Genomic DNA, 23,750 nt, shown 5'->3' on the forward strand with positions numbered 1-23,750 from the left:
GCGGACCCAAACGGGTACTCAGACCGGTCTCCAACCCGCCGCACCCTACCCCTAACGAGCCCGGTCGGAGGGGCCTTGCGGCTAGAAGACCGAGATGTGGACGTGGTCGTAGTGGTTGGCGGTGTTGCCGCCTCGGTTTTCCATCATGCGCCAGCCGGGGCTGCGCATGTCGTAGATGCGCTGGCGCCAGATGACGTACTTGATGCCGAGGGCGCCGGCGTGGGAGATGGCGTATTCGGCCACCTGGTCGCCCTGGGTTCGGGCGCTGCCGCCGGCCATGACGCCGCCGGTCGTGACCATGAAGTCGCAGGCGTGGCCGGTGCCGTGGTCCTGGGGGTCGCCGGTGCTGCGGACGCAGCCGATGGTGGGGAAGGGGCCGAACTCGAGGTCGAGGGTGTTCTTGGTCTTGAGCATGCGGGGGGTGACGCCGCCCATGCCGGTGCTCGGCGACTCGGGCTTGTACCGCTTGACCAGGGACTGGATCTTGGTCTTGCGGCTCCGGAGGTCCTGGATCTCCTTCTTGACCTCGGCCATCTTCGCCTCGGCCTGCTTCTTCGCCTGGACCTGGTCGTTGACGAGCTTCTGGATCTGCTCGACCTTCGTGGCCTGGTTCTGGGCGAGGTGGCTGACGAGGCTGGCGTTGCTGAGGAGTTCGCTCGGGTTGGCGGACGACAGGAAGGTGACCGTGGGGTCCTCGCCGTTCATCATGTACTTGGTGGCGGCGAAGCGGGCGACGACGTCGCGGGCCTCGATCAGGTCCTTCTCCAGGACCCTCGACTTGAGGTGCGCCTTCTTGGCGGCGTACTGGGCGTCCTTGAGCTTGGCGAGGTCTCCGCCGAGCTCCTTCTCGAGCTGCTCGATCTGCTTGTTCAGCTTGGCGAACTTGGCGGCGTCGCCCGGGTCGAACGGCGCGGCGGCGGGTGCCGCGGCGCCGGCGGACGGTGTGGCGGTACCGAGCAGCGGCAGCGCGGTCGCGATCGCCACGAGAGCCAGGGCGGCGCGTCGTCCGGAACGCCTGCCAGTGGAGGCGGGGGTCTCCACGTGCATCTCCTCTCGTCACGGCCGAAGGTCAATGAACTTTAAAGAACCGTCTGTTGCCTCGCCAAGGCTAGACCGCCGAGGCGGGTGAGGCGGTGCGAAGCGCTGGATGCCCGGTCCTTGCCTGGGAGCCGGGCTATCCTACGTGACCCGACTCACAGGTTCGCCTTGTAGACGAGCCGGTTGGCCTGCTGGCGCAGGCGCTTCAGGCTACGCGTGGAGTTGTCGTTGAGCCACTTCTGCACTTGCGGGAACGTGGCGGTCTTGTAGGTGGACAGGTACAGGGCGGCTACTCCGCTGACGTGGGGGGCGGCCATGGAGGTCCCTGTGAGGCCCTTGTGGCCGCCTCCGGGCCATGTGGAGTAGATGCCGTATCCGGGCGCGTTGATGTCGACGCACTTGCCCCAGTTGGAGAACGTGGCGCGGTTGTCGTACTTGGTGGTGGCGCCCACCGTCATGACCCAGCCCGCCCCGGACGGTGAGAACTTGCACGCGTCGGCGTTGCTGTTGCCCGCGGCGACGGAGACGAACACGCCGGACTTGGACAGGTTCATGACCGCCGTGTTGAGGGCGTCCGACTTCGGTCCGCCGAGCGACAGGTTCGCCACGGCGGGCTTGGCGGCGTTGGTGCGCAGCCACTGGACGGCGGCGACCAGGTCCGACATCGAGCCGTCGCCCTTGCAGTCCAGGACGCGGAGGGCTCGGACCCTGACTCCCTTGGCGACGCCGTAGGTCTTGGCTCCGATGGTCCCTGCGACATGGGTTCCGTGGCCGTTGCAGTCACGGCCGTCGCCGTTGAACCTGGGGGCCGTCCAGGCGATGGAGGCGCGGCCGCCGAAGTCCTTGTGCGTGACGTCCAGTCCGGTGTCGATGACGTAGGCGTTGACCCCGCTGCCGGTGGACTTGTACGTGTAGGTCTTGGAGTAGTTCCGGGACCGCTGGTCGATGCGGTCGAGGCCCCAGGGAAGCGGGGCCCGCTGGGTGCCGCTGATGGAGACGATCTGGTCCTGCTCGATCGCGGCGACGCGGTCGTCGCGGCGCAGCTTGCCGAGCTGCTCGCCGTTGAGGCGGGCGGAGAAGCCGTTCAGGACGCCGTCGAAGCGCTTGACGCCGGCCGCGTCGACCTTCTTGGCGGCCGCGTCGGTGGACGCGCCCGCCTTCAACGTGACGATGTACTGGCCGGGGACCGGGGTGCCCTGCGCCGCCGTCACCTCCACGAGCGACTCTGAGCTGGCGGCGAGCACGGGGAACGCGGCGGCGCCTCCCAGGCAGGTCGCGACGACTCCGGCCAGCAGCAGCCTTCGGTGGACAACCCGCAAGGCGGTCTCCTTCTCACCGGGAGCCCGCGCGCGGCGGCCCCACCACATGATCGATGCTTCGAATGCGGAAGAACCTTAGCGGAACTATTGAGATATAGGACGGTAAATCGGACGGTTTCCCCGGTAGCGCCGGGGCTCAGCTGCGGATCAGCCTGCCTCCGTAGCCGAGGTTCGTCCCCGGCCGGCTCCACGTGTACTGCAGCGTCCCGTCCGGCTGCCGGGTGACCTGGACGACCCCGGGCGTGCACGGCTTTCCGACGGCCAGGGACATCTTCAGCGCGCTCTCCGTGCCCCTGGTCATGCTGAGCGTGCCCTCGCAGCCCTCCCTGGGGTAGATGGCGCGTCCCGTGGTGCCGCCCACCTCGAACGTCACCTCGACGGGGAACGAGGCATTGCGGCTGGTGTTGACCAGGGTTCCCTTCCAGGTCCCCCCGAAGGACGACGGGATCGTCGTTACCGGGCGGTTGTTGGACGCGTTGGCGCTGTCCGGAGGCGGCCCGTCATCGGCCTTGAGTTGAGGCCAGAGCACCAGCGCGATGATGGCGATTCCCACGCCGACGCCTATGAAGAGTGAGAGCGCGACACCGAGGACGTGGTTGCTGGGCCGCCGCATCCTGGCGAGGGACGCCAGGGGCGAGGATCCGCGTCCACCCTCGTCACGTCCCGACCCGAGGCCGGGGATGAGCGGGGCCGGGTCGGTGGTGGTCGGGTGGTCGTCCAGGTCGATCGCGTCGAAAGTGGCTGTCGGGTCTGGGCCGACCGCGTCGATCCGCATGGTCTGCTCGCTCCGGTCAGGTTGCCGCGGTGCGAACGCGTCGAACGTCGCGGTCTCCTCGAAGGCCGACGGGTCGAGATCCGCGGCGAGGGGTGCGGGCTCAGGCTCGGACTCCTGCGGGCGTGAACGACGCACGCGCGAGAGCTTTCCCAGAAGGGGGAGGGCAGGCGACGGAGCGGTCTCCTCTGCAGAAGGCGAGGGGACGCCTGGGGGAGGGCCCGGCGGGAAGCCCGGTCCGGGCATACCGGGGGTGAACGTGGGGTCGGTCGGTACCGGGGGTGGGTGGCCGCCCAGGGGAGCCTGCGGCGGCACAGAAGGCGGTAGCTGCGGGGAAGGCGCCGGGGTGGGCACGGGCGGCGGTGACCCGGCGACGAGCGGCTCGGGCCGCTGCGGAGGCGTGGACGAGGCCAGGGCCCGGCCCTCGGCCGCCATCGCGGGCGGCATGCGGACCGCGAGCGGGCCGTTCTCGTCCAGGAGCCGCTGGAGGAGATCCTTGGCCGTCGGGCGGCTGGCCGGGTCCTTGGCGAACGCGTCGGTCAGCACCGCGTGCAGCGAAGCGGGAAGCCCGGTCAGGTCGACCTCGTCGTAGACGATGCGCTGCATCACCTCTGACGGAGAGCCCGTCCCGAAGGGCGACCTGCCCGTCGCGGCGAAAAGGATGGTCGACGCCCAGGCGAACACGTCCGCGGCGGGTCCGATGCCCCTGCCGCTGAGCTGCTCCGGGGACTTGTAGGAGGGGTCCTCGGTGATGTGCCCGGAGAAGGCCACGTTCACCGCCTCCAGAGCGTGGGCGATGCCGAAGTCGCCCAGCCTGGGCCCGTCCCGTCCCAGGAGGACGTTGCCCGGCTTCAGGTCGTGATGGACCGCGCCCGCTCGATGCACGGCCGCGATGGCGATCGCCATACCGACGGCAAGGCGCTCGACGACCGCGCCACCGCGCGGCCCTTCCTCGTCCACGAGCTGCTGGAGGGACGGCCCGTCCACCCACTCGCTCACCACGAAGGGACGGTCGCCCTCAACGTCGGCGTGCAGGATCGCCGCGGTGCAGAAGCCGGACACCTTCCGGGCGGCGGTGAACGAACCCGCGAACCGGGACCTGGCGACGGGCTCACCGCTCAGCCGCACGTGCAGGACCTTCACGGCGACCAGGCCGCCGGCAGGGTCCCTGCCGAGGAAGACGGCACCCTGCTCACCGACGCCGAGCCGGCCCGTGATCTCGTACGAGCCGAGTCTCCGCGGGTCACCCGGCTGCAGGGGCAGCGCCTCGGGCATCTGATGAACCTCCGTGTCCTCCGGGGACCGCGTCCCCGGCCTCCCCGTTCCCTTCTATGAGCATTCCTCATCTTCGCTGACGGGCGTGGAGGGCTCCTCCCGCTCGCCGGACGAAAAGCGCTCCCCGGCTTGACGCCGGGTCCTTTCTACCGTCTGAGTGGTCCTCCGGACGCCACTGCCCGGAGCAGGTCACCGTGGGCCACGACCCGGTAACGTCAGTGGCGATGTCGCGAAAGTCGCTTTCCCTTGCCCTCCTGAACGAGCAGCGCACCGCGCTCGGCCTGCCGGCGTACACCGGCGCGGACGAGCCGGCCGCGCTCCGTCGCGCGGCCCTGGACACCGTCCTCGCCTGCATCGAGGCGGGGAGCGCCGAACCGTCCAGGCCGGTCGTCAAGGGAGCGGTGCGGTTCCTGCTGGACCGGCTCGCCGAGCTGGCGCCCGGCCGTTCCGTGGAGGTTCGCGTTCCTCCTCATGCCGCGGTTCAGTGCATTGACGGGCCGCACCATACCCGTGGTACACCCCCGAATGTGGTGGAGATGGATGCCGCCGCCTTGATCGCCCTGGCCACAGGCCGGTTGGCTTGGGCCGACGCAGTAGCGGACGGACGGGTCCGCGCAAGCGGCGCCCGTGCGGACCTGTCGGACCATCTTCCCCTGCCGATCGACCCGCCCGCCGACCCGCCCGCCGACAGGGAGGCCGCGGAGCCGGGCTGAGCGGGGCCGCCGGCCCCTGGCGCGATCCGGGCCTTGCCTGGACCGCCCGGCGCTGCCAGCGTGGGCACCACCGTCCGTTCGGGGCACGACCTGGAAGGCGGCGCGGCAGCACACGGCACGGGTGCATGCGCCGCCACACTGGAGGTGATCCCGTGCTGATCGCGCACTGGACGTTCGACGTGGCCACCGTGGACGGCCGCCGGGTCGCCGACACCGCCGGGGCCGGACCCGCCGCCGAGCTGGACGAGACCGCCGAGATCGTCCCGGGCCGGGCAGGGGAGGCGCTGTCGCTCGGCGGGACGGGCCGCGCCGTGATTCCCGCCACACCTCAGCTCGTCCTCAGCCAGGTGTTCGGATTCAGCGTGGCGTTCTTCGTCCGCGTGACCGAGGAACCGATCGGCGAGTGGCGCAGCCTCGTCTACAAGCCGGTCACCGAGAACGATGCCAGGGGCCTCGGTCTCTGGCTCTACCCAGACGAGATGCGGCTTCGGGCCCAGCTCTTCACCGTCAAGGGCCCGGACTACGCCGACAGCCGCACAAGACTCACCGTCGGTGAATGGACGCACGTCGCGTTCGTCGTGGACACCGCCGGGATGTCCCTGTACGTCAACGGCAGGCTGGACCTGGCCGTACCGCTCGAACACGCCGTCGTCACCCCGGCCGGCCCCATCTACCTGGGGAGCGAACCCACCAAGCCTGGATTCGGCGGCCTCATGGACGATTTCCGCGTCTACGCCTCCGCGCTCGACGAAGAGGCCGTCCGCTCTCTAGCCGACTACCAGGGCTCCTAGCCGCCTTCATGGAGTGATGGCTGTGTCCCTAGCGGCGCTGCCATCGGCGAAGGGGAACTCCCGTTCGACGCAGCCGCGCCGCGACGAATCGTCCGGGTAGCGCGTCTCGTCACCGCACTCGGCCGCCTTGCTCAGCAGCCAGACGAGCGCCACGGCGCCGACGACGACGGCCAGGGCCGAGCAGACGACGCCCACGATCGCGGGCCGCCGGTCGGCGTCGCCCCGCACGAGTGCCACCGCCCCCAGGACGAGCCCCACGAGCGCCGGGATGATCCCCACCAGACACAGGACGAGCCCCACCAGGCCGACGATTCCGAGTACCTGCGAGGCCCTCGCCAGCGTGCTCCTCTTGGGAGGAGACGGAGGCGAATACGTCTGGTACCCGGGCAGCGTCATGACTTCCTCCACGTGTCGGTCACCAGACTCCCCCGAGGTGCGCGATGCCTCTGTTTCGGGTGAGCAAAGGTCCGGTAAGTACATGCCACCGATCGGAGCAGCTGAACCGGGCATCTAGACTGGCAAATGTGCCTCTCCGTGACGGACGTCTGAGCCACGACATCGATCCCACAGACCGCCCCCCGCAGGACGCTTGCGGGGTGTTCGGCGTCTGGGTCCCCGCTGACCAGGCGCCAAAGGCGGAAGTGAGCAAGCTCACCTACTACGGCCTGTACGCGCTCCAGCACCGCGGGCAGGAGTCGGCGGGCATCGCCGTCAGCGACGGGTCACGCATCGTCGTGTTCAAGGACATGGGGCTCGTCGCCCAGGTGTTCGACGAATCGGTGCTCAACACCCTCCGCGGCCACATCGCCGTCGGGCACTGCCGTTACTCGACGACCGGTTCGCCGACGTGGGAGAACGCGCAGCCCACGTTCCGGTCGAGCGACGCGGGCGGGCTGGCGCTCGTCCACAACGGCAACCTGATCAACACCCCGGAGCTGGCCGCGCGCCTCGAACCGGGCGTGCTGACCGCCACGACCGACACCGAGGTCCTCACGGCCCTCCTCGCCACCCGCGGCGACGACGGCCCGCTGGCGGCCGCACGGGAGGTCCTCCCGGCCACGCGCGGCGCGTACTCCCTGGTCTTCATGGACGAGGGGACGCTCTACGCCGCCCGCGACCCCGAGGGCGTCCGCCCGCTCGTCCTCGGCGCCCTGCAGGACGGGGGCTGGGTCGTGGCGTCGGAGACCGCCGGCCTCGACATCGTCGGCGCCCGCTTCGTCCGCGAGATCGAACCGGGCGAGATGGTCGCGATCGACGGCGCCGGCGTCCGGTCCGAGCGGTTCGCCGAGGCGCGGCCGAAGGGCTGCCTGTTCGAGTACGTCTACCTGGCGCGGCCCGACACGACGATCGCGGGACGCAGCGTCCAGGCCACCCGGGTCGAGGTGGGACGCCGGCTGGCCCGCGAACACCCGGTCGAGGCCGACATGGTCATCCCGACCCCCGAGTCCGGCACGCCGGCCGCGATCGGCTACGCCGAGGCGTCCGGCATCCCCTACGGCCAGGGCCTGGTGAAGAACTCCTACGTCGGCCGGACGTTCATCCAGCCGTCGCAGACGATCCGCCAGCTCGGCATCCGGCTCAAGCTCAACCCGCTGCGCGAGGCGATCGAGGGCAAGCGGCTGGTGGTCGTGGACGACTCCATCGTGCGCGGCAACACCCAGCGCGCCATCGTGACGATGCTGCGGGACGCGGGCGCCGCCGAGGTCCACGTCCGGATCTCCAGCCCGCCCGTCGCCTGGCCGTGCTTCTACGGCATCGACTTCGCCACCCGCGCCGAGCTGATCGCCGGGAACCGGTCGGTGGAGGAGATCCGCGACTCGATCGGCGCCGACTCCCTCGGCTACATCTCCCTGGACGAGCTCATCTCCGCGTCGCACATCGCCAAGGACAACCTGTGCCGGGCGTGCTTCGACGGCGAGTACCCCATCCCGGTGGAGGACGCCGCACGCGGCAAGCATCTGCTGGAGGTCACCTGATGGCCGGTCGCCCCACGCCCACCTCGTACGAGGCCGCCGGGGTCGACATCGCGGCGGGTGAGCGTGCCGTGGAGCTGATGAAGTCCCGCGTGGCGCGTGCACGGCGTCCCGAAGTGGTCGACGATGCGAGCGGCTTCGCCGGGCTTTTCGACGCCTCGGCGTTGCTGCGCTACGAGCGTCCCCTGCTCGCCACGTCCACGGACGGTGTCGGTACCAAGGTCGACCTGGCGCGTCGTCTCGGCGTCTACGACACGATCGGGCACGACCTGGTCGGCATGGTCATCGACGATCTCGTTGTGTGCGGCGCCGAACCGCTGTTCATGACCGACTACATCGCCTGCGGCAAGGTCGTCCCGGAACGGATCGCCGACATCGTCGGAGGCATCGCGGACGCCTGCGCCCTGGCCGGATGCGCCCTCGTCGGCGGCGAGACCGCCGAGCATCCCGGCCTGCTGGAGGCGGACGAGTTCGACCTGGCGGGCGCCGGCACGGGCGTCGTGGAGGCGGACGAGACCCTGGGCCCCGAGCGGGTCCGCCCGGGGGACGTGGTGCTCGCCATGGCCTCGTCAGGCATCCACGCGAACGGGTACTCGCTCGTCCGCCACATCCTCGCCACGACGGACCTGACCCTCGAATCCGAGCCTTCCGAGCTCGGCCGTTCCCTCGGTGAGGTGCTTCTCACACCGACGCGCATCTATGCCAAGGACTGCCTGGCTCTGATCCAGGCCGGTGGGGTACGTGCCTTCGCTCACATCACGGGCGGAGGGCTGGCCGCGAATCTGGCGCGCTCGCTACCCGCGACCGTGGACGCCGTCCTGAACCGCTCGTCCTGGGAGACACCGGCTGTGTTCCGCGTCCTCCAGGGGCACGGGGACGTGCCCCAGGCCGAGATGGACAAGACGTTCAACCTGGGCGTCGGGATGGCGGCCATCGTCGCCCCGGACAGCGCGGACGAAGCCCTCCGGCTGCTGACCTCCCGGGGTGTCCCGGCCTGGCACCTGGGCGACATCGTCCCCGGCGACGGCACGGCGGCCCTGCACTGAGCGGGCGCGCACCGAGCGGGCAAGCACGAGCGGGCAATTATTAGCGGGCAGGGCACTGAGCGGGCTCGCTGCTGCAATGGAAGGGATGAGGCGGTGATACGACCGGCCTTGATACAGGTCCTCCGCGCACGGCAGCCGACGCGGATGACACACCGAGGGCTGAGACGGCCGCAGAGCGCCTCTCAGCCCCCGGGGGTCACACGGGTACCATCAGCCGCCGAACGTGCCCTGCGGGCGACCTCGGCGGCTCTCGGAGACCATGACGAACACACCTCCATGACGAACACCTCGGCGAACATCCAGAGGTCACGACAAACGCCACCGCCCCGTGCTACGGGCGGTGGCGCACTGTCTGCCGATCAACCGGAGGTGCCGTCCTTGCGGTCCTCGGTGCCGTAGTCCTCCGCGAAGTCGGCGTACTTCTCGGCGAGCTCGTCATAGGAGTCTTCACCGGAGTCGCTGACTCCAAGTTCGCTCTTCAGGCGGTCGAGGTCCGTGTTGCCGCTGTTGTACTTGAGCTGTCGGGCAACCTTAACCTGCTTGGCCTTGGCTCGGCCGCGACCCATTGGCTCGACCCCCTCGATGGTCAGGGCTTTCGTGGGCCCATCCAAGCGCGCGTGTACCACACGAACCGGTGCCTGATGAGCCATGCGTCAGTCACGGGTACAACCGTACCCGTTTTGCGCCCGGCTCGGTACATCGACGGTACGTGGCGGCGCTTCTGCTGCTGATAACAACAGTGTATCCCGTGGTCACGGGTACGCGCCAAAGCCGCCGTGGGACGGTCGTACAGCGCCCCACGGCGGCTCTAGCAACGGTTTTGCAACGGTCTAAACAGGGTCGTGGGACCGTTCCGTCGCATCGGCGCCCGCGCGGTGTCCGCGCAGGCTCACAGCAGGATGCCGCGCAATCGGCTGATCTCCGACATCCGGCGCTCCGCGAGCCGGTCGGCGGCGACCGCCGGCGGGACGCCCTCGTCGGCGGCCAGCGCGAAGATCTTCCGGGTGGTGTCGTAGATGCCGCTCGCGCGGGCCTTCGCGCGGTCGAAGTTGAAGCCCTCGATCTCGTCCGCGACCTGGATCACGCCGCCGGAGTTGACCACGTAGTCCGGGGCGTACAGGATGCCCCGGTCCGCGAGGCTCTTCTCCACGCCGGTGTGGGCGAGCTGGTTGTTGGCGGCCCCGCAGACCACTTTCGCCTTCAGGGTGGGCACCGTCTCGTCGTTGAGGGAACCGCCGAGTGCACACGGCGCGTACACATCGAGGTCGGCGCGGATCATCGCGTCGCTATCTGCGACGACCTCCACTTCCGGGTGCAGCGACCGGACACGGTCGACGGCGGTCTCGTTCACGTCGCAGATCACGACCTCCGCGCCGTCCTCGCGCAGGTGCTCCACCAGCCGGTGGCCGACCTTCCCGACGCCCTCCACCCCGACCCGCTTGCCGCGCAGCGTGGCCGAGCCCCACTTGGTCTCCGCCGCTGCACGCATGCCCTGGTACACGCCGAACGCGGTGAGGATGGAGGAATCGCCGGCGCCGCCGTGCGCGACCGTCCGCCCGGTGACGAACTTGCACTCGCGGGCCACGACGTCCATGTCCTCGCTGTACGTGCCGACGTCGCACGCCGTGTAGTAGCGGCCGTTCAGCGACTGGACGAACCGTCCGTACGCCCTCAGCTTCGCTTCCGTCTTGTCGGTGGCCGGGTCGCCGATGATGACGGCCTTGCCTCCGCCGAGGTCCAGCCCGGCCAAGGCGGCTTTGTACGCCATGCCGCGGGACAGGTTCAGCACGTCGGCGAGGGCCTCTTCCTCGGACTCGTACGGGAAGAAGCGTGTACCTCCTAGGGAGGGGCCGAGCGCGGTGGAGTAGATCGCGATGATCGCGCGCAGGCCGCTGGCCTCGTCCTGGCAGAAGACGACCTGCTCGTGTCCCCCGAAACGCGAAGCGCCGGGGGGTACAGGGGGGTCGCCCCCCTGAATTGCGGGTTCGGTGCCCTTGTGGGGCGCCCCGAAGACATTAGGCACGGTAGTGCCCTCCTCTCTGTCTCTAAGATCAGCGTAGGGCGCGGGATGCCGCCCCGCCCGGACGAATCTCATGTGACGATGCGATGGTGCTTCCGTACGCCGCGTACCTACGGGTTTATGAACCGGTGACCGCCTTCCCGGAGCCCGCGCGGACCTTATGGACGGTCTACGCCGACTCCAGGCGGCGCCCGCGGCGAATCCATGCGCTTGGCGTGGAGCACCGCGACGCCGCGCTGAGGATGACCGGCTCACCGCCGGAGGTCGTGCCAGAGCGCGAGAGCAGGGACGCCTACGTCCGCCGCCTCGAAGACATGATCTACGTGTGCCCCTGGGAGACGCGGCTGCGCTCCTGGCTGGCGTTCGAGCGCTTCAGGAACGAGCACGCCGCCGGTGTGGCGGCGGCGTTCGTCCCCCCGCCGCTGTCGGAGCGGGTGATGAGCGACTTCGAGCAGTGGAAGCGCGCGGGCCGGTCCCTGCAGCCGCACATACTCACGAGCACCTGGCACGTCCCGCTGGACTGGTTCGTGCCGTTCGCGCGGACCGAGCGGTCCCTGATGCTCGGCACGCCGGAGACGGGCTACCGCAAGGCCGACGACACGTCGGGGGAGCACGCGCCGGAGGAGCACGGGCCGGAGGAGCACGGGGGCAATGGCCCGGCGACGGCCGCGCCGGTCCGTACCCTCCTCTACGTCACCTCGATGGGCGAGGCGCGCAGGCGGGTCTCGGCGGCGCTCCCCGTGGTGCGGGAGAACCTCGGCGACGGCACGGGCGACGTGTACCTCCTCTCGGCCGGGCGCCTGGAGACGCTGGCCCGGTGGCTGGGCGGCTTCGACCCCCGCGCGCTCGTCGAGCTCGACTACGGCGGCCTCGTCCACCTGCTGGACGACCGGACGCTCCGCGCGGACGAGTCGGTGGCCGAGATGGCCGTGGCCCTCACCGGGATGGAGCGCGGGGAGGCCGAGCTGACCGTGGCGATGTACAAGCGCCTCCTCGCCCGCTGGCGGCCCGTCCGCGCACTTGAGACGGCGAACTAAAACAAATTTCCCGAATCCCTGCGCGATACGACTATACGTGTCGCTAGAATCACTCAGCGTGACTCGATGGCCATCGCGCAGGGGCGGCACGCCGCATCCGGGGGGATGTTTGCACGCAACTACCGCCAGGAACTTGCTTGTTGCGCTGAGTGGTGGCAAGGTTACACGTTGTGATGTCATAGTGGCTCTTTCGGGCCATAGGGGACATCAGTGACCGCGCGAGGATCAATCGCAGGATCGCTGTCATCGGTCCACGGAGGAGAGGCCGCAAACATGTCAGCACGTACGCCAGAGGCCGAGCCCCTGCTGACGCCGGCGGAGGTGGCGACGATGTTCCGCGTCGACCCCAAGACCGTCACACGGTGGGCGAAGGCGGGAAAGCTCACGTCCATCCGGACTTTGGGGGGGCACCGCCGCTATCGCGAAGCGGAGGTGCGGGCGCTGCTCGCGGGAATCCCGCAGCAGCGGTCGGAATAACCGTGTCCGCTGCGCCGCCCCCGGCGTCGGGAGTCCGATGGCACCCCGGCACCGAGGGCGGCGCTTGCGGGTGCGGGTGTGCTCGGTGGGGTCTCTGGGACTGGAGAGTTCCTATGGAGGCTTTGTCCGGGGGATGGAGGTGGTGTCCTCATGTGGACAATTCGCCTCGTGTGTCCCAAAATCCACGCACGTCGCTCAGGCGCTCAGCTCTTCCTGGGAGAGCCGGTCGAAGAGCTTGGCGGTCAGCGGGTCGTGCCGGCCCGCGGCGTGGAAGACGACCACCAGGTGGTCGACGAGCAGCGACTCCAGGTCGGCGCGCGGCACGTCGCGGTTCTCGAGCCAGTCCAGGCCGGCGGTCTCCACGGCCGCCATCCAGGAGCGCAGCGTGATGCGCAGGACGGGCGGCGGCGTCTCGACCTCCAGCGAATGCAGGATCCGGTCCAGCAGGAGCTGCCTGATGCCGTCGACGATCTCGCCGACCTCGCCCGACCGGTCGGCCGGGCCGCCGCGCAGCAGCGCGGTGTAACCGGCCGCGTGGCTCTCCACGAAGTCGAAGTAGCGCCGGAGCGAGATCCGCAGCCGGTCCAGCGGTTTGCCCTCCGTGGGCGGTTCCAGCAGGACCGACAGCTGCTTGGCCGCGCTGCCGAGCGCCGCGAGGTACAGCTCGTACTTGCCGCCGAAGTAGTGGTAGACCAGCGCGCGCGAGGCGCCCGCCGCAGCCGCCACGTCGTCGATCGAGATGTCCTCCGGCGAGCGCGTGCTGAACAGCTGCAGCGCCGCCGCGATCAGTTCGTCCCGCCGTTCGTCCACGCTGAGCCTGCGACGGCCCCGTCCGCCGCTCGGCCGGCCGCGCGCCTTGCCGCCGGTCACCGCACGATCTCCCACGTGGGCAGCGTATCCGAGGCCGGGACGGCACAGGCCGTACCGGCGGCACCGGCCGGACATTTCACCGGGTCGTGATCAAGTACGAACCGCTGTGATCCGGAACACCACAGGCCCGAACCACCATTGTCGGATGCCCGTTACTCGCTGTTGCGGCGGGTTGAGCCGCGAGCGCGGCATCATGGCATCTCCTCCCGAGCGGAGGCCGGCGCGCCGACCCCCCGTGGCGCGCCGCCGCGGCAGGTCCTGCAGGTCCCCCTGGACGGAGTGCCATGTCAGCTGAGCAAGCGAATCCCCCGCACGACAGGCAAGGAGAAGGCGCGGTACCCCGGCCGCGCAAGGAACCGTCTCCCGCCGCCCGCGACGAGGGGAGGCCGGTCCCCGCGCCGAAACCGACGATCCGCAACGTCGCCGAGCGCGCCGGCGTCTCCAAATCGCTCGTCTCCCTGGTGATGCGGGGGTCACCGCACGTGAGCGAACGCCGCAGGCAGGCCGTGCTGCAGGCCGCCCGCGAACTCGGCTACCGGCCGAACGCCGTGGCCAGGAGCCTGGTCGAGGGGCGCACCAGGCTGATCGGCGCCATCGTCGCCGACCTGCACAACCCCTTCTTCGCCGAGTTCCTCGACGGCCTGCAGGAGAGCCTGCACGGCGCCGGCCTGCGGATGCTCGTCGGCAGCGGCCGCTGGGACCCGATGTTCGAGGCGGAGGCCGTCGAGGCGTTCTTGGAGATGCGGGTGGACGGGCTGGTCCTGCTCAGCGTCGTCCCCGACTCGCTGAAGGAAGCCGCCGCCAGCGTGCCCGTCGTGGTCGTCGGGGAGCGCGACGTCGTCGGCGTCGACATCGTCGTGGACGACGACGAGCTCGGCGCCAGCCTCGCCGTCGACCACCTGGTCGACCTGGGCCACCGGCGGATCGCGCACATCGAGGGGGCCCGCTCCACCACCGCGCGCTACCGCCGCGCCGGGTACGAGCGGGCGATGCGCCGCCACGGGCTGGGGCGGGAGGTCCTCGTCGAGCCCGGCGACTTCACCGAGGACGGCGGGTACCGTGCCGCCCTCGCGCTGCTGCGCCGCGCCCCCCGGCCCACCGCGATCTTCGCGCCGAACGACCTCGTCGCGACCGGCGCGCTGTCGGCCGCCGACGAGCTCGGGCTGCGGATCCCGGAGGACCTGTCGATCGTCGGCTACGACAACACCCACCTGGCCGCCATCCGGCACATCTCGCTGACCAGCGTCGACCAGCCGCGCCGGGACATGGGACGGGTGGCCGCCGAGCTGCTGACCGCCCGCATCGGGGACCCGTCCCGCGCGGCGCGGCAGAACCTGGTCGTCCCGCACCTGGTGGTCCGCTCCACGACGGGACCCGCCCCCGCCGCCTGACCCCCCGCCGACACGTCCCCCCGCCTCATCTCGCTCCCGCCAAGCCCCACCTTCCCGCCGTGCCCGGTCATGCCCGGGGCAACGGAGACGGCCGATCGTGCCTCGATCCGGTGTGCACCGGGTAAGGGGCCGGCCAAGCCTGCCGCATTCGCCGGCCCGTACCGCCCCGCCGGCGGGTTAATGGGACCCAGCGTCCGGCGGTTCCGTCCGGGCGGCCCCCCGAGGCCGCCCGGACGGGGACACCGCCGCGCGGGCAGGGAAGGACATGTCCATCAGGGGGGTGGGTCCCGTGCGTGACCCGGAACTGGTGTCGTGCGCGCAGCGCGCGGCGAGCGAATTGGAACGCGCGTGGTCGGAGTGGCGCCACGCGCGCGGGCTGGCCGAGGAGGTCTCGGAGTCCGTCGCCAGCTACGTCGCCCATTCGATCGACCACCCGTGGGGCCGTCCCCGCGTGGTGCTCGGCCTCGACGCGGACGAGGCGCGCGCCCTGGCCGCGCTGCTCGGCAAGGAGGACCCCCTCGGCTGACACCGGTTTGCCGGAGTTCGTTTGACGCGGCGCCGGCGGCGTGCAAACTGTGTGGGTCGATAACGAACCCGTCACGGAGGAAACCGTCAGTGCGAGTCCATCGAGGCGGCCCGTGGGCCGCCGGCATCGCGCTGTGTCTCGGCGCGCTCACCGCGTGCGGGGGGACCTCCGGTGCGTCCGACGGCCCGAGTGCGCCGGTCAACCCACCGCGGGCGGGAGCGCCCACCCAGCAGGAGGACCGGACGCCCGCGGCCGCCGAGCGGGACGCGCAGGGCCTGGACGGCAAGGTGATCATCATCGACCCCGGGCACAACGGGGGCAACGCCGACCACCCCAGGGAGATCAACAAGAAGGTCCGGATCGGCAACGGCAGCAAGGCATGCGACACGACCGGCACCGCGTCCAATGACGGCTACCCGGAGCACGCCTTCACCTGGGATGTCTCGAAGCGACTCGCGAAGCTGCTGCGCGCCGAGGGCGCCAAGGTCACGCTGACGCGCAAGGACGACAAGGGCGTCGGCCCGTGCATCACCGAGCGGGCCGCGATCGCGAACCGGCTGGACGCGGACGCCGCCGTCTCGATCCACGCCGACGGCAACTCGCGTGCGTCCGCCCACGGCTTCCACATCATCGAACCGGTCTCGATCGGCAGCAACGCCGGGATGGTGCCGGGCTCCCAGAAGCTGGGCAAGGCCCTCCGTGACGCGTACCGCGACGGCACCGGAATGCCCTACTCCAACTACCTCGGCGAGGAGGGCCGCGACCGGCGCGACGACCTCGGCGGTCTCAACATGTCGCGGGTTCCGAAGGTCTTCATCGAGTGCGGGAACATGCGCAACAAGGGCGACGCGGCCAAGTTCGCCAGCGCGCCGTTCCGCCAGCGCATAGCCGAGGCCCTGACCGAGGGGTTCAAGACCTACCTCAAGTGACCACCGCCCTACCTACCCGAGCGACCCGGTGGGCTCGCGTTGGTGTGCCGCGGGGGACCGGGGAGGCGGGAGGATGGGGGCGTGGGTGGTCTTCGGGAGGCTTTGCTTCGGGTTCGGGACGTCCTGTCGGGGGCGGATTACACGGTTGCGGGGGTGCGGGAGCTGCTCGGTCCCGTCGCGGGCGGCGCGCTGGCCCGGGACGAGATCGTGCCGGCGTTGCGGGCGACCGGGGGCGGCTCGCCGATCGGGGTGCTGACGCGGCTGTTCTGGTTGCAGGTGCCCGTGGAGGCGGCGGCGGTCGGCGGGGTGGACGAGTTGGTGGCCGCCGGGCTCGCCGAGGTGTCGGGCGGGGAGGCGCGGGCGCGGTTGCGCGTCGAGCCCCTGGAGGCGGTGAGCGGCGCGGGGCATGCCGGATATGCCGTGTCGGATCTGACGGTCCGGCCGGGGTCGGGGCGCGTTCCGGCGGCCGATCATGTGGTGGGCGCGGGCGGGGCGTCCGGCAATCTGGCGCGGCTGGTTGTCCACAGGCCTGTGGACAACATGCTCGATCTCGGGACGGGATGCGGCGTCCAGGCGGTGCACGTGGCGGGGCGCTCGCCGGCCGGCCGGGTCACCGCGACGGACGTCAATCCGCGGGCGCTGGAGCTCGCCGCGATGAGCTTCGCGCTCTCCGGGGTGGACGGCGCCGAACTGCTGCGGGGGTCGCTGCTGGAGCCCGTCCGGGACCGCCGGTTCGATCTGATCGTGTCCAATCCGCCGTTCGTGGTCGCGCCGTCCGGGGGTCCGCGGTTCACGTACCGCGAGTCGGGGCTGCCGGGCGACGACTTCTGCCGGCGGCTCGTCCAGGGCGCGCCCGAGCACCTGACCGACGGCGGATATTGCCAGCTCCTGGCCAATTGGCTGCATGTGGACGGGGTCCCGTGGGAGGAGCGCGTCGGCTCCTGGGTGGCCGGGTGCGACGCGTGGATCGTCCAGCGGGACGTCCAGGATCCGGCGGAATATGCCGAGTTGTGGCTGCGGGATTCCTGCGAGGCGGGGACGCCGGAGTACCGGGCGCGGTACGGGGCGTGGCTCGATCACTTCGAGCGGGAGGGCGTCACCGGCATCGGGTTCGGCTGGATCACCCTCCGGCGCAGCGAGCGCCCGGCCGTCCGGATCGAGGAGCTCCGGCACGCCGTCGAGCAGCCCGTCGGAGCCTACGTAGCGGACATCCTGGACGGCCTCACCAAGGGCGCGGAGTTTTCCACAGCCTGTGGACGAGCCTTGGGTGCGGCCCCCGGTCTGGTCCAGGAGCAGATAGGCCCGCCCGGTGCCGAGGACCCCGAGCGGATCGTGCTCCGCCAGACCGGACGGCTGCGCCGCGCGGCCGGCGTCGGGACGGTCGAGGCCGCGCTCGCGGGCGTCTGCGACGGCACCATGCCCCTCGCCCCGCTCCTCGACGCCATCGCCCAGCTCACCGGGATGGACCCGGCCGAGGTCCGCGCGCACGCGGACGCCGTCCTGCCCGAACTGGTCGCCGACGGCTTCTTCGGCTAGCCCCTCCGCGGCCGCGGCCGGACGACGGTCCCCATCGCCTCGCCCAGCTCCCGGTACCGCGCGATCAGCACGGAGAAGCCGATCGCCAGGTACACGCCCGACAGGACCAGCCGGCCGTCCTCGCCAGGCAGCAGGAACTGCACCGCGAACAGCACGAACAGCACCGCGGCCTCCCACCGCCGGAACACCAGGTCGATGAGGAGGGCGAGCCCGAGGACGGTCTGCGCGGCGGTCAGCAGCACCTCCTCGATCTGCCTGGAGTCCAGCGGCAGCGACCAGGAGCCGCCGCCCACCCGGTACGCGAGCGGCAGCAGGGCGATCAGCAGCGTCCACTGGTTGACCTTGCCGGACAGCAGCGTCCCGATCGCGTCGGCGTCGCGCAGCCGCCACGCGAGCATGGCCGCCGCGAGGAGCAGCGGCGCTTCGGACACGACCGGCGCCAGCCACTGCACCAGCAGGAACTCGTCCACCCCGAGCGACGTCCCGGCGGCGACGAGCGCGTCTCCGAACCGTGCGGTGGACACGTAGACGATCAGCGCCCCGGCCGCGAACCCGGCCCCGGCGGCGACCCGGCGCTTCCGCCGCGGCAGCGCGACCAGCCGTCCCGGCACTCCGACGACCAACCGGGTGTCGTCCCGGGCGCCGCGTCCGAGCCGGACGAGGTACAGCACGTACACGGCGATGAGCACGACCGCGATGTACCAGCCGATCTCCCCGGTCAGCGCCGGGATGAAGCCGAGGACGGTCGCGAGCGCGAGAAAGCCCAGCTCGATGCGGTGCCGCGCGGCGAGCCGGAGGGTGCGCCTCCCGGTGCCGCGCGCCGCGTGCCTGCCGGAGCCGCCTCCGGACCGTCCGGCCGGCCGCCGCACGCCGAGCGCGAACGCCAGCACGACCAGCGCCCACCCGACGCCGACGAGCAGCCGGTTCGCGCCCGTCATGGTGGCAGCCGCTAACGCGATGTACCCCGGTTTCGTCGCCCCGGCATGCGCGAAGTACAGGTCGAGCGCGTACTGCGGCAGGAGCGCGGCCAGCGCGAGCAGCGCGACGGCGAGCGCCCCGGACATGTCCGCCTGCGCCGTCTCCGCCGCCCACATCAGCAGGATCGCCGCGGCCAGCACCCCGGCGCCGAAGATGAGGACCGCCGAAAGCACCGGCGGTCGCAGGCCGCCCGCCCATGTCACGACCGCGGGGAGCGCGAGGACAAGCGTCCCGGTGACCCGGACCAGCAGCGTCTGGCGGGACACGGGCGGCGGCTCGCGCACGCTCGGCTCGCCGGACATACCTGCACCGTGCCCCGCCCCGATCCGCCGATGCCGTGCCCCGAGGCAACCAACTGGCAAAGCCGCCGGGGAGGGAGCCGGTCAGGGACGGGGTGCGGGAAGGGACTTCGCGGCGCTGTCGCGGACGCGCCGGGACAGCGCCCGGTTGACGCGGTGCGCCCACAGGGGGCCGCCGTAGATCATGCCGGTGTAGCCCTGGACGAGGGCGGCGCCCGCCTGGAGGCGCTCCCACACGTCGTCGGCCGTCTCGACCCCGCCGACCGAGATCAGCGTGAGCCGGCCGCCGGTGCGGGACCGCAGGCGCCGCAGGACGTCCAGCGAGCGCTCCTTCAGCGGCGCGCCGGACAGCCCGCCGGTCTCCTTGACCAGGACGGGCGCGCTGAGCAGGGCGTCCCGGCCGATGGTGGTGTTGGCGGCGATGATGCCGTCCAGGCCGAGGTCGAGGGCGAGGTCGGCGACCGCGTCGATGTCGTCGTCCGCCAGGTCCGGGGCGATCTTGACGAGCAGCGGGACGCGGCGCTCCGTCGAGCGGTCCGCGGCCTCGCGCACGGCCGTCAGGAGCGGGCGCAGGTGCTCGACGGCCTGCAGGTCGCGCAGGCCCGGGGTGTTGGGGGAGCTGACGTTGACGACGAGGTAGTCCGCGTGGGGGGCGAGCCGCTCGGTGCTCGCCACGTAGTCGGCCGTCGCCGACGCCTCAGGGACGACCTTCGTCTTGCCGATGTTGACCCCGACGACCGTCCCGGTGCCGCGGCCGCGCAGCCGGTCCGCGGCGGCCTGCGAGCCCGCGTTGTTGAAGCCCATCCGGTTGATGACCGCCCGGTCGGGGACGAGGCGGAACAGCCGGGGGCGCGGGTTGCCGGGCTGCGGGCGTCCCGTCACGGTGCCGATCTCGACGTGGCCGAACCCGAACCCGCCGAGCGCCTCGAAGGCGACGGCGTCCTTGTCGAACCCGGCGGCGAGGCCGAGCGGGCTGGGGAAGTCCAGCCCGAGCGCGCGCACGGCCAGCGCGGGGTCGCGGGGCGCGAGGAGCCGCCGCAGCAGCGGCACCGCCCCGGGCACCGCCTGGACGGCGCGCAGCGCCCGCAGCGTCAGGTGGTGGACGGTCTCCGCGGGGACCCGGGCGATGACCAGTGAGAACAGGAGTCGATACATCGCCTGCAGTATCTCAGCCGGGGCCGCCCGAAAATGCGTTGAGGGGTGCGGAGCCGCCGCCTAGCCTGGCCGCATGTTGATGATCGGCGAGGCCACCGCGTGGTGGTCGGCTCCCAAGCGCGTGTACCGCGACCGTTCCGGCGCCAGGTCCGGCCGGGACGCGATCGGGGCCTGAGTTCCCGCTCCCGGACGGCCGGACCTGGGTGCAGCGGCATCGAACACCCAGCCGAACGGGAGAACACCATGTCCAAGAACCGCCGCAACGGCATGCTCGGCGTCGGCGGCCAGCGCAACAACCTCTCGCGGCGCGCGCTGCGCGGGGGCGGGCCGCAGGGGGCCGGCAACGGCGGCGATCCCGCCGCCGAGAAGAAGGAACTGCTCAGGAAGATGCGCGAACGCAACCAGCGTCGCGCCGACCCGGAGCAGGACGCCGCCTCCGAGTGAGGCCCTGCCGCTGACTGACAACGGCCAGCACCTGGACCGCGCCGGTTCCCGCGAGGGGGCCGGCGCGGTTACTGCTGCCCGCGGAAGGTGCGGCGGAGCTGGAGGCGGATGTCGCGGCTCGTCTCGCGGACCGTCCGGCGGGCGGCGCGGAGCGGGTCGCGGACCGACGCCCGCCACACCCCGCGGACACCGTGCCCGACCGGACGCAGCACGCTCCGGCCGACCCAGCGCGCCGGCTCGACGACCAGCGTCCGGACGGGCAGGACGACGAGCGTCCGCCAGAGCCACCGCAAGGCGCGGCCCGCGAGCCGCCACGCCGCCACGATCCCGGCGATGATCGGGGCGAGGACGTACCGCCACACCGCCTGGACGGGACGAAGCAGCAGGACCCGCCCCAGCCAGGCGGCGGCGCCCGCGACGGCGCCGAGGACGGCGAGGAGGCCGCGTCCCGCCCAGGCGAGGGCGTGCTGGATCGCGCGTCCCAGCCACAGGAGGCCGAGGAGCGGTGGCCGCAGCAGGTAGCGCCACAGGAACAGGGCCGGGATGGCGACGAGCACGTTGGCCAGCAGGCGGAGAGCCGCGAAGATGCCCGCGAACAGCAGCGCGATCGCGCGGCCGGTGAAGGTCAGCAGCCACTGCAGGCCGCGCCCGAGGGCGAGCAGCGGACGCAGCAGTACCCGGTCGGCGAGCCAGGCCAGACCGCGTCCGATCATGGCGAGGCCGCGTCCGATCATGGCGAGGCCGCGTCCGATCATGGCCAGGAACGCGCCGATGGGGACGAGCAGGGTGCGGTATATCCAGCGGGCCACATGGGCCGTCCCGCGGCCGAGCCACCGCAGGAAACCGTAGATCACCACGACGGCGAGCCAGCGCACGGGCCGGACGACGAGGAGGTCGAGCACCGCGCCGATCCCCCGGGCGATGGCCGCGAGCAGCCGTCCGATCGGGGCGAGCAGCCACCGGTACACCCCGCGCCAGACCGCGTGCAGCATCCGGCCGATGAGGCGGGCGAGCCGGCCCGGCGCCCGCATCAGCCTGTTCCAGACCGCCCGGACGCCCCGCCCGGCCTGCACGGCCAGGTCGTGGACGAGCCGCAGCGGCACCAGGACGACCAGCGCGACCACGCGGACGGGGACCACGAGCCACGCCGGTCCCGGACGCGGCTCGGGCGGCCGCTCCTTGCGCAGGCTGAGCGGGCCGTCCGCGGGGGCGCCGTCGCCGCGGGTCACGGGCGCCCGCCTCGCGGAACGTCGATGAGAAGCACGCGCATTTGACCCGTCCCGCCGTCGTCTGGTTCCGGGGGGTTTGAACCCGCCAGGCCGCCTTACCGTACTTCTTCAACGGGAACGGCGGTCACATGACAGGCGGCGTTCGCCGAGTAGCCGAGTCCGCACCGGAGCCGCCCCACAGGCGAAGGCGCGGAGGGCTCGCGGATCGGTCGGGGTCCGCGATACCTCCGCGCCTTCTTCCACGACCCCAACCTTTCGTTGACTTGCGGCGTGTTGTTGTTATGGAGCGCTCCATAACAACAACACGCCGCAAGTCAACGGTTTGTGGGGTGGTGAAGGCTTGTGCGCGGGTGGGTTGACCTAGATCGGCCCCGATTCTTGACACGTCCTGTTGACCTTTCTGGGACGATCTAGGCATGTATGAGCGTTTCGCCCACGAGTACGCCGCCCATGCCGAGGACAGCGCCTACAACGCCCTCTACGACCGTCCCGCCGTGCTCGCGCTGGCCGGGGACGTCGCGGACCTCGCGGTCTTCGACGCGGCCTGCGGTCCAGGGCTCTACGCCCGCGAACTGTTAAAGCGGGGAGCCCGCGTCACCGGCTGCGACGTGAGCCCCACCTTCGTCGACCTCGCCCGTGCGCGCTGCGACGGCCTCGCCGACCTGCGCGTCCATGACCTCTCCGAGCCGCTGACCTGGGTTCCGGACGACTCGGCCGACCTCGTCGTCTGCGCGCTGGCGCTGCACTACATCGACGACCGGGTCGGCCTCCTGCGGGAGTTCCGCCGCATCCTGACCCGGCGCGGCGCCGTTGTCCTGTCGACCGAACACCCGGTCATGCACTGGGTTCGCCTGGGCGGCTCGTACTTCGCCGAGGAACGCGTGGAGGAGTCACTGCACTCTGACCGGGACTGGCCCATCCGCGCCTGGCGCCGTCCCTTGACCGCTGTATGCGCCGACTTCCGCGAGGCGGGGTTCGCCATAGAGGAACTCTTGGAACCTCGTCCGACCCCGGAGATGGCCGTGCGCTACCCGGAGGACCACGCCAAGCTGGAGGTGCTCCCGGCCTTCATCGCCTTCCGCCTGATCCCCGCGTGAGTGCTTCAGGTCCCGGCGTACTTGGCCGGTGACACGCCCACCGTCGCGGTGAAGTCGCGGGTCATGTGCGACTGGTCGGAGTAGCCGAGGTCGTCGGCCAGGGTCGTCCAGTCGATGGGAACGCCCTGATCGGCGCGGGACACGGCTTCGTGGAGCCGTGCCCGGCGCAGTACCCACTTGGGGCTCGCCCCCACGTACTCGGCGAAAAGCCGCTGCAGGGTGCGGATCGAGACGTGCAGCTTCTCGGCGGCCTGGTCGACGCGGAACAGGGCGGGGTCGGAGGTGATGGCCTCGACCATCGCGGCCACCTCACCGGCGACGGGGTCCGGGGCCGGGAGGTCGCGCAGCAGGAACTCCTCGGCCCGCCTCGCCATCGCGTCGACGTCCTCGTGGGCGAGGACGGCGCGGCCGGCGTCCTCCACCTCCGGGCCGAAGACGCGGGAGGCGGGGACCCGGCGGTCGGCGAGGTCGATGACCGGCCCGGCCGTGAACGCGCGGAAGCCGCCGGGGAGGAACTTCACACCGAGGACCTGCCCCCGCCCCTCCAGCCGGCGGACGAAGAGCGTCCGGTCGACCCCGTAGACAAGCGGCACGGGCTCCTCGAAGACGAGGTGCACGTTCGGGTGGGACAGCACCTTCGTGTCGTAGGGCTCGTCCGTCCGCCACCGGACGTGCCAGTAGAACTCCACGAACGGCGCGAGAGCGGCGCTCGGGGGCCTCCGGTCGATCTTGGCGATGCCCGCCTGTACGTGCGGGTACAGCACCCCACGTCCCATATCCGCCACGTGACCAGGATAGTTGGCGCGTTTGTCCAAGAAGCGCGGCCGCGGGCGCT

Annotated in this window: 23 protein-coding genes; 12 read left to right on the plus strand and 11 right to left on the minus strand. The window is 71.4% G+C overall.

Going from position 1 to position 23,750, the window contains the following annotated elements; all coding sequences use genetic code 11:
• Positions 1–81: 81 nt before the first annotated feature.
• From IEZ03_RS29830 to IEZ03_RS29840, 3 genes are all read right to left on the minus strand, one after another.
• Entirely contained in the window at positions 82–1,041 is a 960-nt protein-coding gene (locus IEZ03_RS29830; protein WP_184879401.1) for a coiled-coil domain-containing protein, read from the minus strand.
• Between the two features lie 152 nt (positions 1,042–1,193).
• Positions 1,194–2,357, minus strand: a complete 1,164-nt coding sequence (locus IEZ03_RS29835; RefSeq protein WP_229808676.1) for a S8 family peptidase — start codon at positions 2,355–2,357, stop codon at positions 1,194–1,196.
• A 136-nt stretch (positions 2,358–2,493) separates the two neighbouring features.
• Positions 2,494–4,404, minus strand: a complete 1,911-nt coding sequence (locus IEZ03_RS29840; RefSeq protein ID WP_184879405.1) for a serine/threonine protein kinase — start codon at positions 4,402–4,404, stop codon at positions 2,494–2,496.
• Positions 4,405–4,628: 224 nt separating this feature from the next.
• On the opposite strand from IEZ03_RS29840, the gene IEZ03_RS29845 reads away from it, so the two are divergent.
• Together IEZ03_RS29845 and IEZ03_RS29850 are read left to right on the plus strand one after the other, a co-directional pair.
• Positions 4,629–5,117 carry a sterol carrier family protein gene (locus IEZ03_RS29845; RefSeq protein WP_184879407.1) on the plus strand — a complete coding sequence of 163 codons (489 nt, stop codon included), beginning with the start codon at positions 4,629–4,631 and terminating at the stop codon, positions 5,115–5,117.
• Positions 5,118–5,269: 152 nt separating this feature from the next.
• Positions 5,270–5,908 (plus strand): LamG domain-containing protein, encoded by a 639-nt coding sequence (locus IEZ03_RS29850; protein WP_184879409.1) that lies wholly within the window; start codon positions 5,270–5,272, stop codon positions 5,906–5,908.
• Between the two features lie 6 nt (positions 5,909–5,914).
• Here IEZ03_RS29850 and IEZ03_RS29855 read toward each other — a convergent pair whose 3' ends face one another.
• The gene (locus tag IEZ03_RS29855; protein WP_132053404.1) at positions 5,915–6,304 is read right to left on the minus strand and encodes a DUF4190 domain-containing protein; all 390 of its coding nucleotides are present in this window, start codon (positions 6,302–6,304) and stop codon (positions 5,915–5,917) included.
• A gap of 128 nt (positions 6,305–6,432) precedes the next feature.
• Here IEZ03_RS29855 and purF point away from each other — a divergent pair, with 128 nt between their 5' ends.
• Together purF and purM are read left to right on the plus strand one after the other, a co-directional pair.
• Positions 6,433–7,884 (plus strand): amidophosphoribosyltransferase, encoded by a 1,452-nt coding sequence (gene purF, locus IEZ03_RS29860; RefSeq protein WP_184879411.1) that lies wholly within the window; start codon positions 6,433–6,435, stop codon positions 7,882–7,884.
• Positions 7,884–8,927: a phosphoribosylformylglycinamidine cyclo-ligase gene (gene purM, locus IEZ03_RS29865; RefSeq protein WP_184879413.1), complete on the plus strand. Its 1,044-nt coding sequence runs from the start codon at positions 7,884–7,886 to the stop codon at positions 8,925–8,927. Before purF ends, purM begins: the two co-directional genes overlap by 1 nt.
• A gap of 359 nt (positions 8,928–9,286) precedes the next feature.
• On the opposite strand, the gene IEZ03_RS29870 is transcribed toward purM, so the two are convergent.
• Both IEZ03_RS29870 and IEZ03_RS29875 read right to left on the minus strand, forming a co-directional pair.
• Positions 9,287–9,493 carry a DUF3073 domain-containing protein gene (locus IEZ03_RS29870; protein WP_131987069.1) on the minus strand — a complete coding sequence of 69 codons (207 nt, stop codon included), beginning with the start codon at positions 9,491–9,493 and terminating at the stop codon, positions 9,287–9,289.
• A gap of 323 nt (positions 9,494–9,816) precedes the next feature.
• A complete protein-coding gene (locus IEZ03_RS29875) occupies positions 9,817–10,950 on the minus strand; it encodes a Leu/Phe/Val dehydrogenase (RefSeq protein ID WP_308428008.1) in 1,134 nt (377 codons plus the stop codon).
• Positions 10,951–11,033: 83 nt separating this feature from the next.
• Here IEZ03_RS29875 and IEZ03_RS29880 point away from each other — a divergent pair, with 83 nt between their 5' ends.
• Together IEZ03_RS29880 and bldC are read left to right on the plus strand one after the other, a co-directional pair.
• A complete protein-coding gene (locus IEZ03_RS29880; protein ID WP_221480526.1) occupies positions 11,034–11,984 on the plus strand; it encodes a DUF8083 family protein in 951 nt (316 codons plus the stop codon).
• A 273-nt stretch (positions 11,985–12,257) separates the two neighbouring features.
• Positions 12,258–12,461 (plus strand): developmental transcriptional regulator BldC, encoded by a 204-nt coding sequence (gene bldC / locus IEZ03_RS29885; RefSeq protein WP_012850682.1) that lies wholly within the window; start codon positions 12,258–12,260, stop codon positions 12,459–12,461.
• 195 nt (positions 12,462–12,656) lie between these two features.
• Here bldC and IEZ03_RS29890 read toward each other — a convergent pair whose 3' ends face one another.
• Complete coding sequence (locus IEZ03_RS29890; RefSeq protein WP_229808677.1) at positions 12,657–13,346, minus strand: TetR/AcrR family transcriptional regulator; 690 nt, start codon at positions 13,344–13,346, stop codon at positions 12,657–12,659.
• A 269-nt stretch (positions 13,347–13,615) separates the two neighbouring features.
• Here IEZ03_RS29890 and IEZ03_RS29895 point away from each other — a divergent pair, with 269 nt between their 5' ends.
• The 4 genes from IEZ03_RS29895 (at position 13,616) to IEZ03_RS29910 (ending at position 17,713) form a co-directional block, all read left to right on the plus strand.
• Positions 13,616–14,722: a LacI family DNA-binding transcriptional regulator gene (locus tag IEZ03_RS29895; protein WP_229808678.1), complete on the plus strand. Its 1,107-nt coding sequence runs from the start codon at positions 13,616–13,618 to the stop codon at positions 14,720–14,722.
• 289 nt (positions 14,723–15,011) lie between these two features.
• Entirely contained in the window at positions 15,012–15,248 is a 237-nt protein-coding gene (locus tag IEZ03_RS29900; protein ID WP_131956627.1) for a hypothetical protein, read from the plus strand.
• A gap of 89 nt (positions 15,249–15,337) precedes the next feature.
• Entirely contained in the window at positions 15,338–16,177 is an 840-nt protein-coding gene (locus IEZ03_RS29905; protein WP_229808679.1) for an N-acetylmuramoyl-L-alanine amidase, read from the plus strand.
• 81 nt (positions 16,178–16,258) lie between these two features.
• Positions 16,259–17,713 carry a DUF7059 domain-containing protein gene (locus IEZ03_RS29910; protein WP_184879421.1) on the plus strand — a complete coding sequence of 485 codons (1,455 nt, stop codon included), beginning with the start codon at positions 16,259–16,261 and terminating at the stop codon, positions 17,711–17,713.
• On the opposite strand, the gene IEZ03_RS29915 is transcribed toward IEZ03_RS29910, so the two are convergent.
• On the minus strand, positions 17,710–18,993 hold the full coding sequence (locus IEZ03_RS29915) for a calcium:cation antiporter family protein (RefSeq protein WP_184879424.1): 1,284 nt from the start codon (positions 18,991–18,993) through the stop codon (positions 17,710–17,712). The two genes, IEZ03_RS29910 and IEZ03_RS29915, sit on opposite strands and share 4 nt — an antisense overlap.
• 81 nt (positions 18,994–19,074) lie before the next feature.
• Positions 19,075–20,145, minus strand: coding sequence for a quinone-dependent dihydroorotate dehydrogenase (locus IEZ03_RS29920; RefSeq protein ID WP_184879427.1), 1,071 nt, complete (start codon positions 20,143–20,145; stop codon positions 19,075–19,077).
• A gap of 243 nt (positions 20,146–20,388) precedes the next feature.
• Between IEZ03_RS29920 and IEZ03_RS29925 the strand changes: the two genes are divergently transcribed.
• A complete protein-coding gene (locus tag IEZ03_RS29925) occupies positions 20,389–20,589 on the plus strand; it encodes a DUF6243 family protein (protein WP_184891026.1) in 201 nt (66 codons plus the stop codon).
• Positions 20,590–20,657: 68 nt separating this feature from the next.
• Here the strand turns inward: IEZ03_RS29925 and IEZ03_RS29930 are convergent, their stop codons facing one another.
• Positions 20,658–21,818 carry a hypothetical protein gene (locus IEZ03_RS29930; protein WP_184879430.1) on the minus strand — a complete coding sequence of 387 codons (1,161 nt, stop codon included), beginning with the start codon at positions 21,816–21,818 and terminating at the stop codon, positions 20,658–20,660.
• A gap of 416 nt (positions 21,819–22,234) precedes the next feature.
• Between IEZ03_RS29930 and IEZ03_RS29935 the strand changes: the two genes are divergently transcribed.
• Positions 22,235–22,915, plus strand: coding sequence for a class I SAM-dependent methyltransferase (locus IEZ03_RS29935; protein ID WP_184879432.1), 681 nt, complete (start codon positions 22,235–22,237; stop codon positions 22,913–22,915).
• A 5-nt stretch (positions 22,916–22,920) separates the two neighbouring features.
• Here the strand turns inward: IEZ03_RS29935 and IEZ03_RS29940 are convergent, their stop codons facing one another.
• A complete protein-coding gene (locus IEZ03_RS29940; protein ID WP_184890284.1) occupies positions 22,921–23,691 on the minus strand; it encodes a DUF6597 domain-containing transcriptional factor in 771 nt (256 codons plus the stop codon).
• Between the last annotated feature and the right edge of the window lie 59 nt (positions 23,692–23,750).

It is taken from the genome of Actinomadura livida (assembly GCF_014648675.1).
GTDB classification, from domain to species: domain Bacteria; phylum Actinomycetota; class Actinomycetes; order Streptosporangiales; family Streptosporangiaceae; genus Spirillospora; species Spirillospora livida.

What these genes read in the sequence shown, in the direction of transcription:
- IEZ03_RS29840 (WP_184879405.1), bottom strand. Translation starts at nt 4,404, where the DNA reads ATGCCCGAGGCGCTGCCCCTGCAGCCGGGTGACCCGCGGAGACTCGGC.
- IEZ03_RS29845 (WP_184879407.1), top strand. Translation starts at nt 4,629, where the DNA reads ATGTCGCGAAAGTCGCTTTCCCTTGCCCTCCTGAACGAGCAGCGCACC.
- IEZ03_RS29855 (WP_132053404.1), bottom strand. Translation starts at nt 6,304, where the DNA reads ATGACGCTGCCCGGGTACCAGACGTATTCGCCTCCGTCTCCTCCCAAG.
- purM (WP_184879413.1), top strand. Translation starts at nt 7,884, where the DNA reads ATGGCCGGTCGCCCCACGCCCACCTCGTACGAGGCCGCCGGGGTCGAC.
- IEZ03_RS29870 (WP_131987069.1), bottom strand. Translation starts at nt 9,493, where the DNA reads ATGGGTCGCGGCCGAGCCAAGGCCAAGCAGGTTAAGGTTGCCCGACAG.
- IEZ03_RS29880 (WP_221480526.1), top strand. Translation starts at nt 11,034, where the DNA reads ATGGTGCTTCCGTACGCCGCGTACCTACGGGTTTATGAACCGGTGACC.
- bldC (WP_012850682.1), top strand. Translation starts at nt 12,258, where the DNA reads ATGTCAGCACGTACGCCAGAGGCCGAGCCCCTGCTGACGCCGGCGGAG.
- IEZ03_RS29895 (WP_229808678.1), top strand. Translation starts at nt 13,616, where the DNA reads ATGTCAGCTGAGCAAGCGAATCCCCCGCACGACAGGCAAGGAGAAGGC.
- IEZ03_RS29915 (WP_184879424.1), bottom strand. Translation starts at nt 18,993, where the DNA reads ATGTCCGGCGAGCCGAGCGTGCGCGAGCCGCCGCCCGTGTCCCGCCAG.
- IEZ03_RS29920 (WP_184879427.1), bottom strand. Translation starts at nt 20,145, where the DNA reads ATGTATCGACTCCTGTTCTCACTGGTCATCGCCCGGGTCCCCGCGGAG.
- IEZ03_RS29925 (WP_184891026.1), top strand. Translation starts at nt 20,389, where the DNA reads ATGTCCAAGAACCGCCGCAACGGCATGCTCGGCGTCGGCGGCCAGCGC.
- IEZ03_RS29935 (WP_184879432.1), top strand. Translation starts at nt 22,235, where the DNA reads ATGTATGAGCGTTTCGCCCACGAGTACGCCGCCCATGCCGAGGACAGC.
- IEZ03_RS29940 (WP_184890284.1), bottom strand. Translation starts at nt 23,691, where the DNA reads ATGGGACGTGGGGTGCTGTACCCGCACGTACAGGCGGGCATCGCCAAG.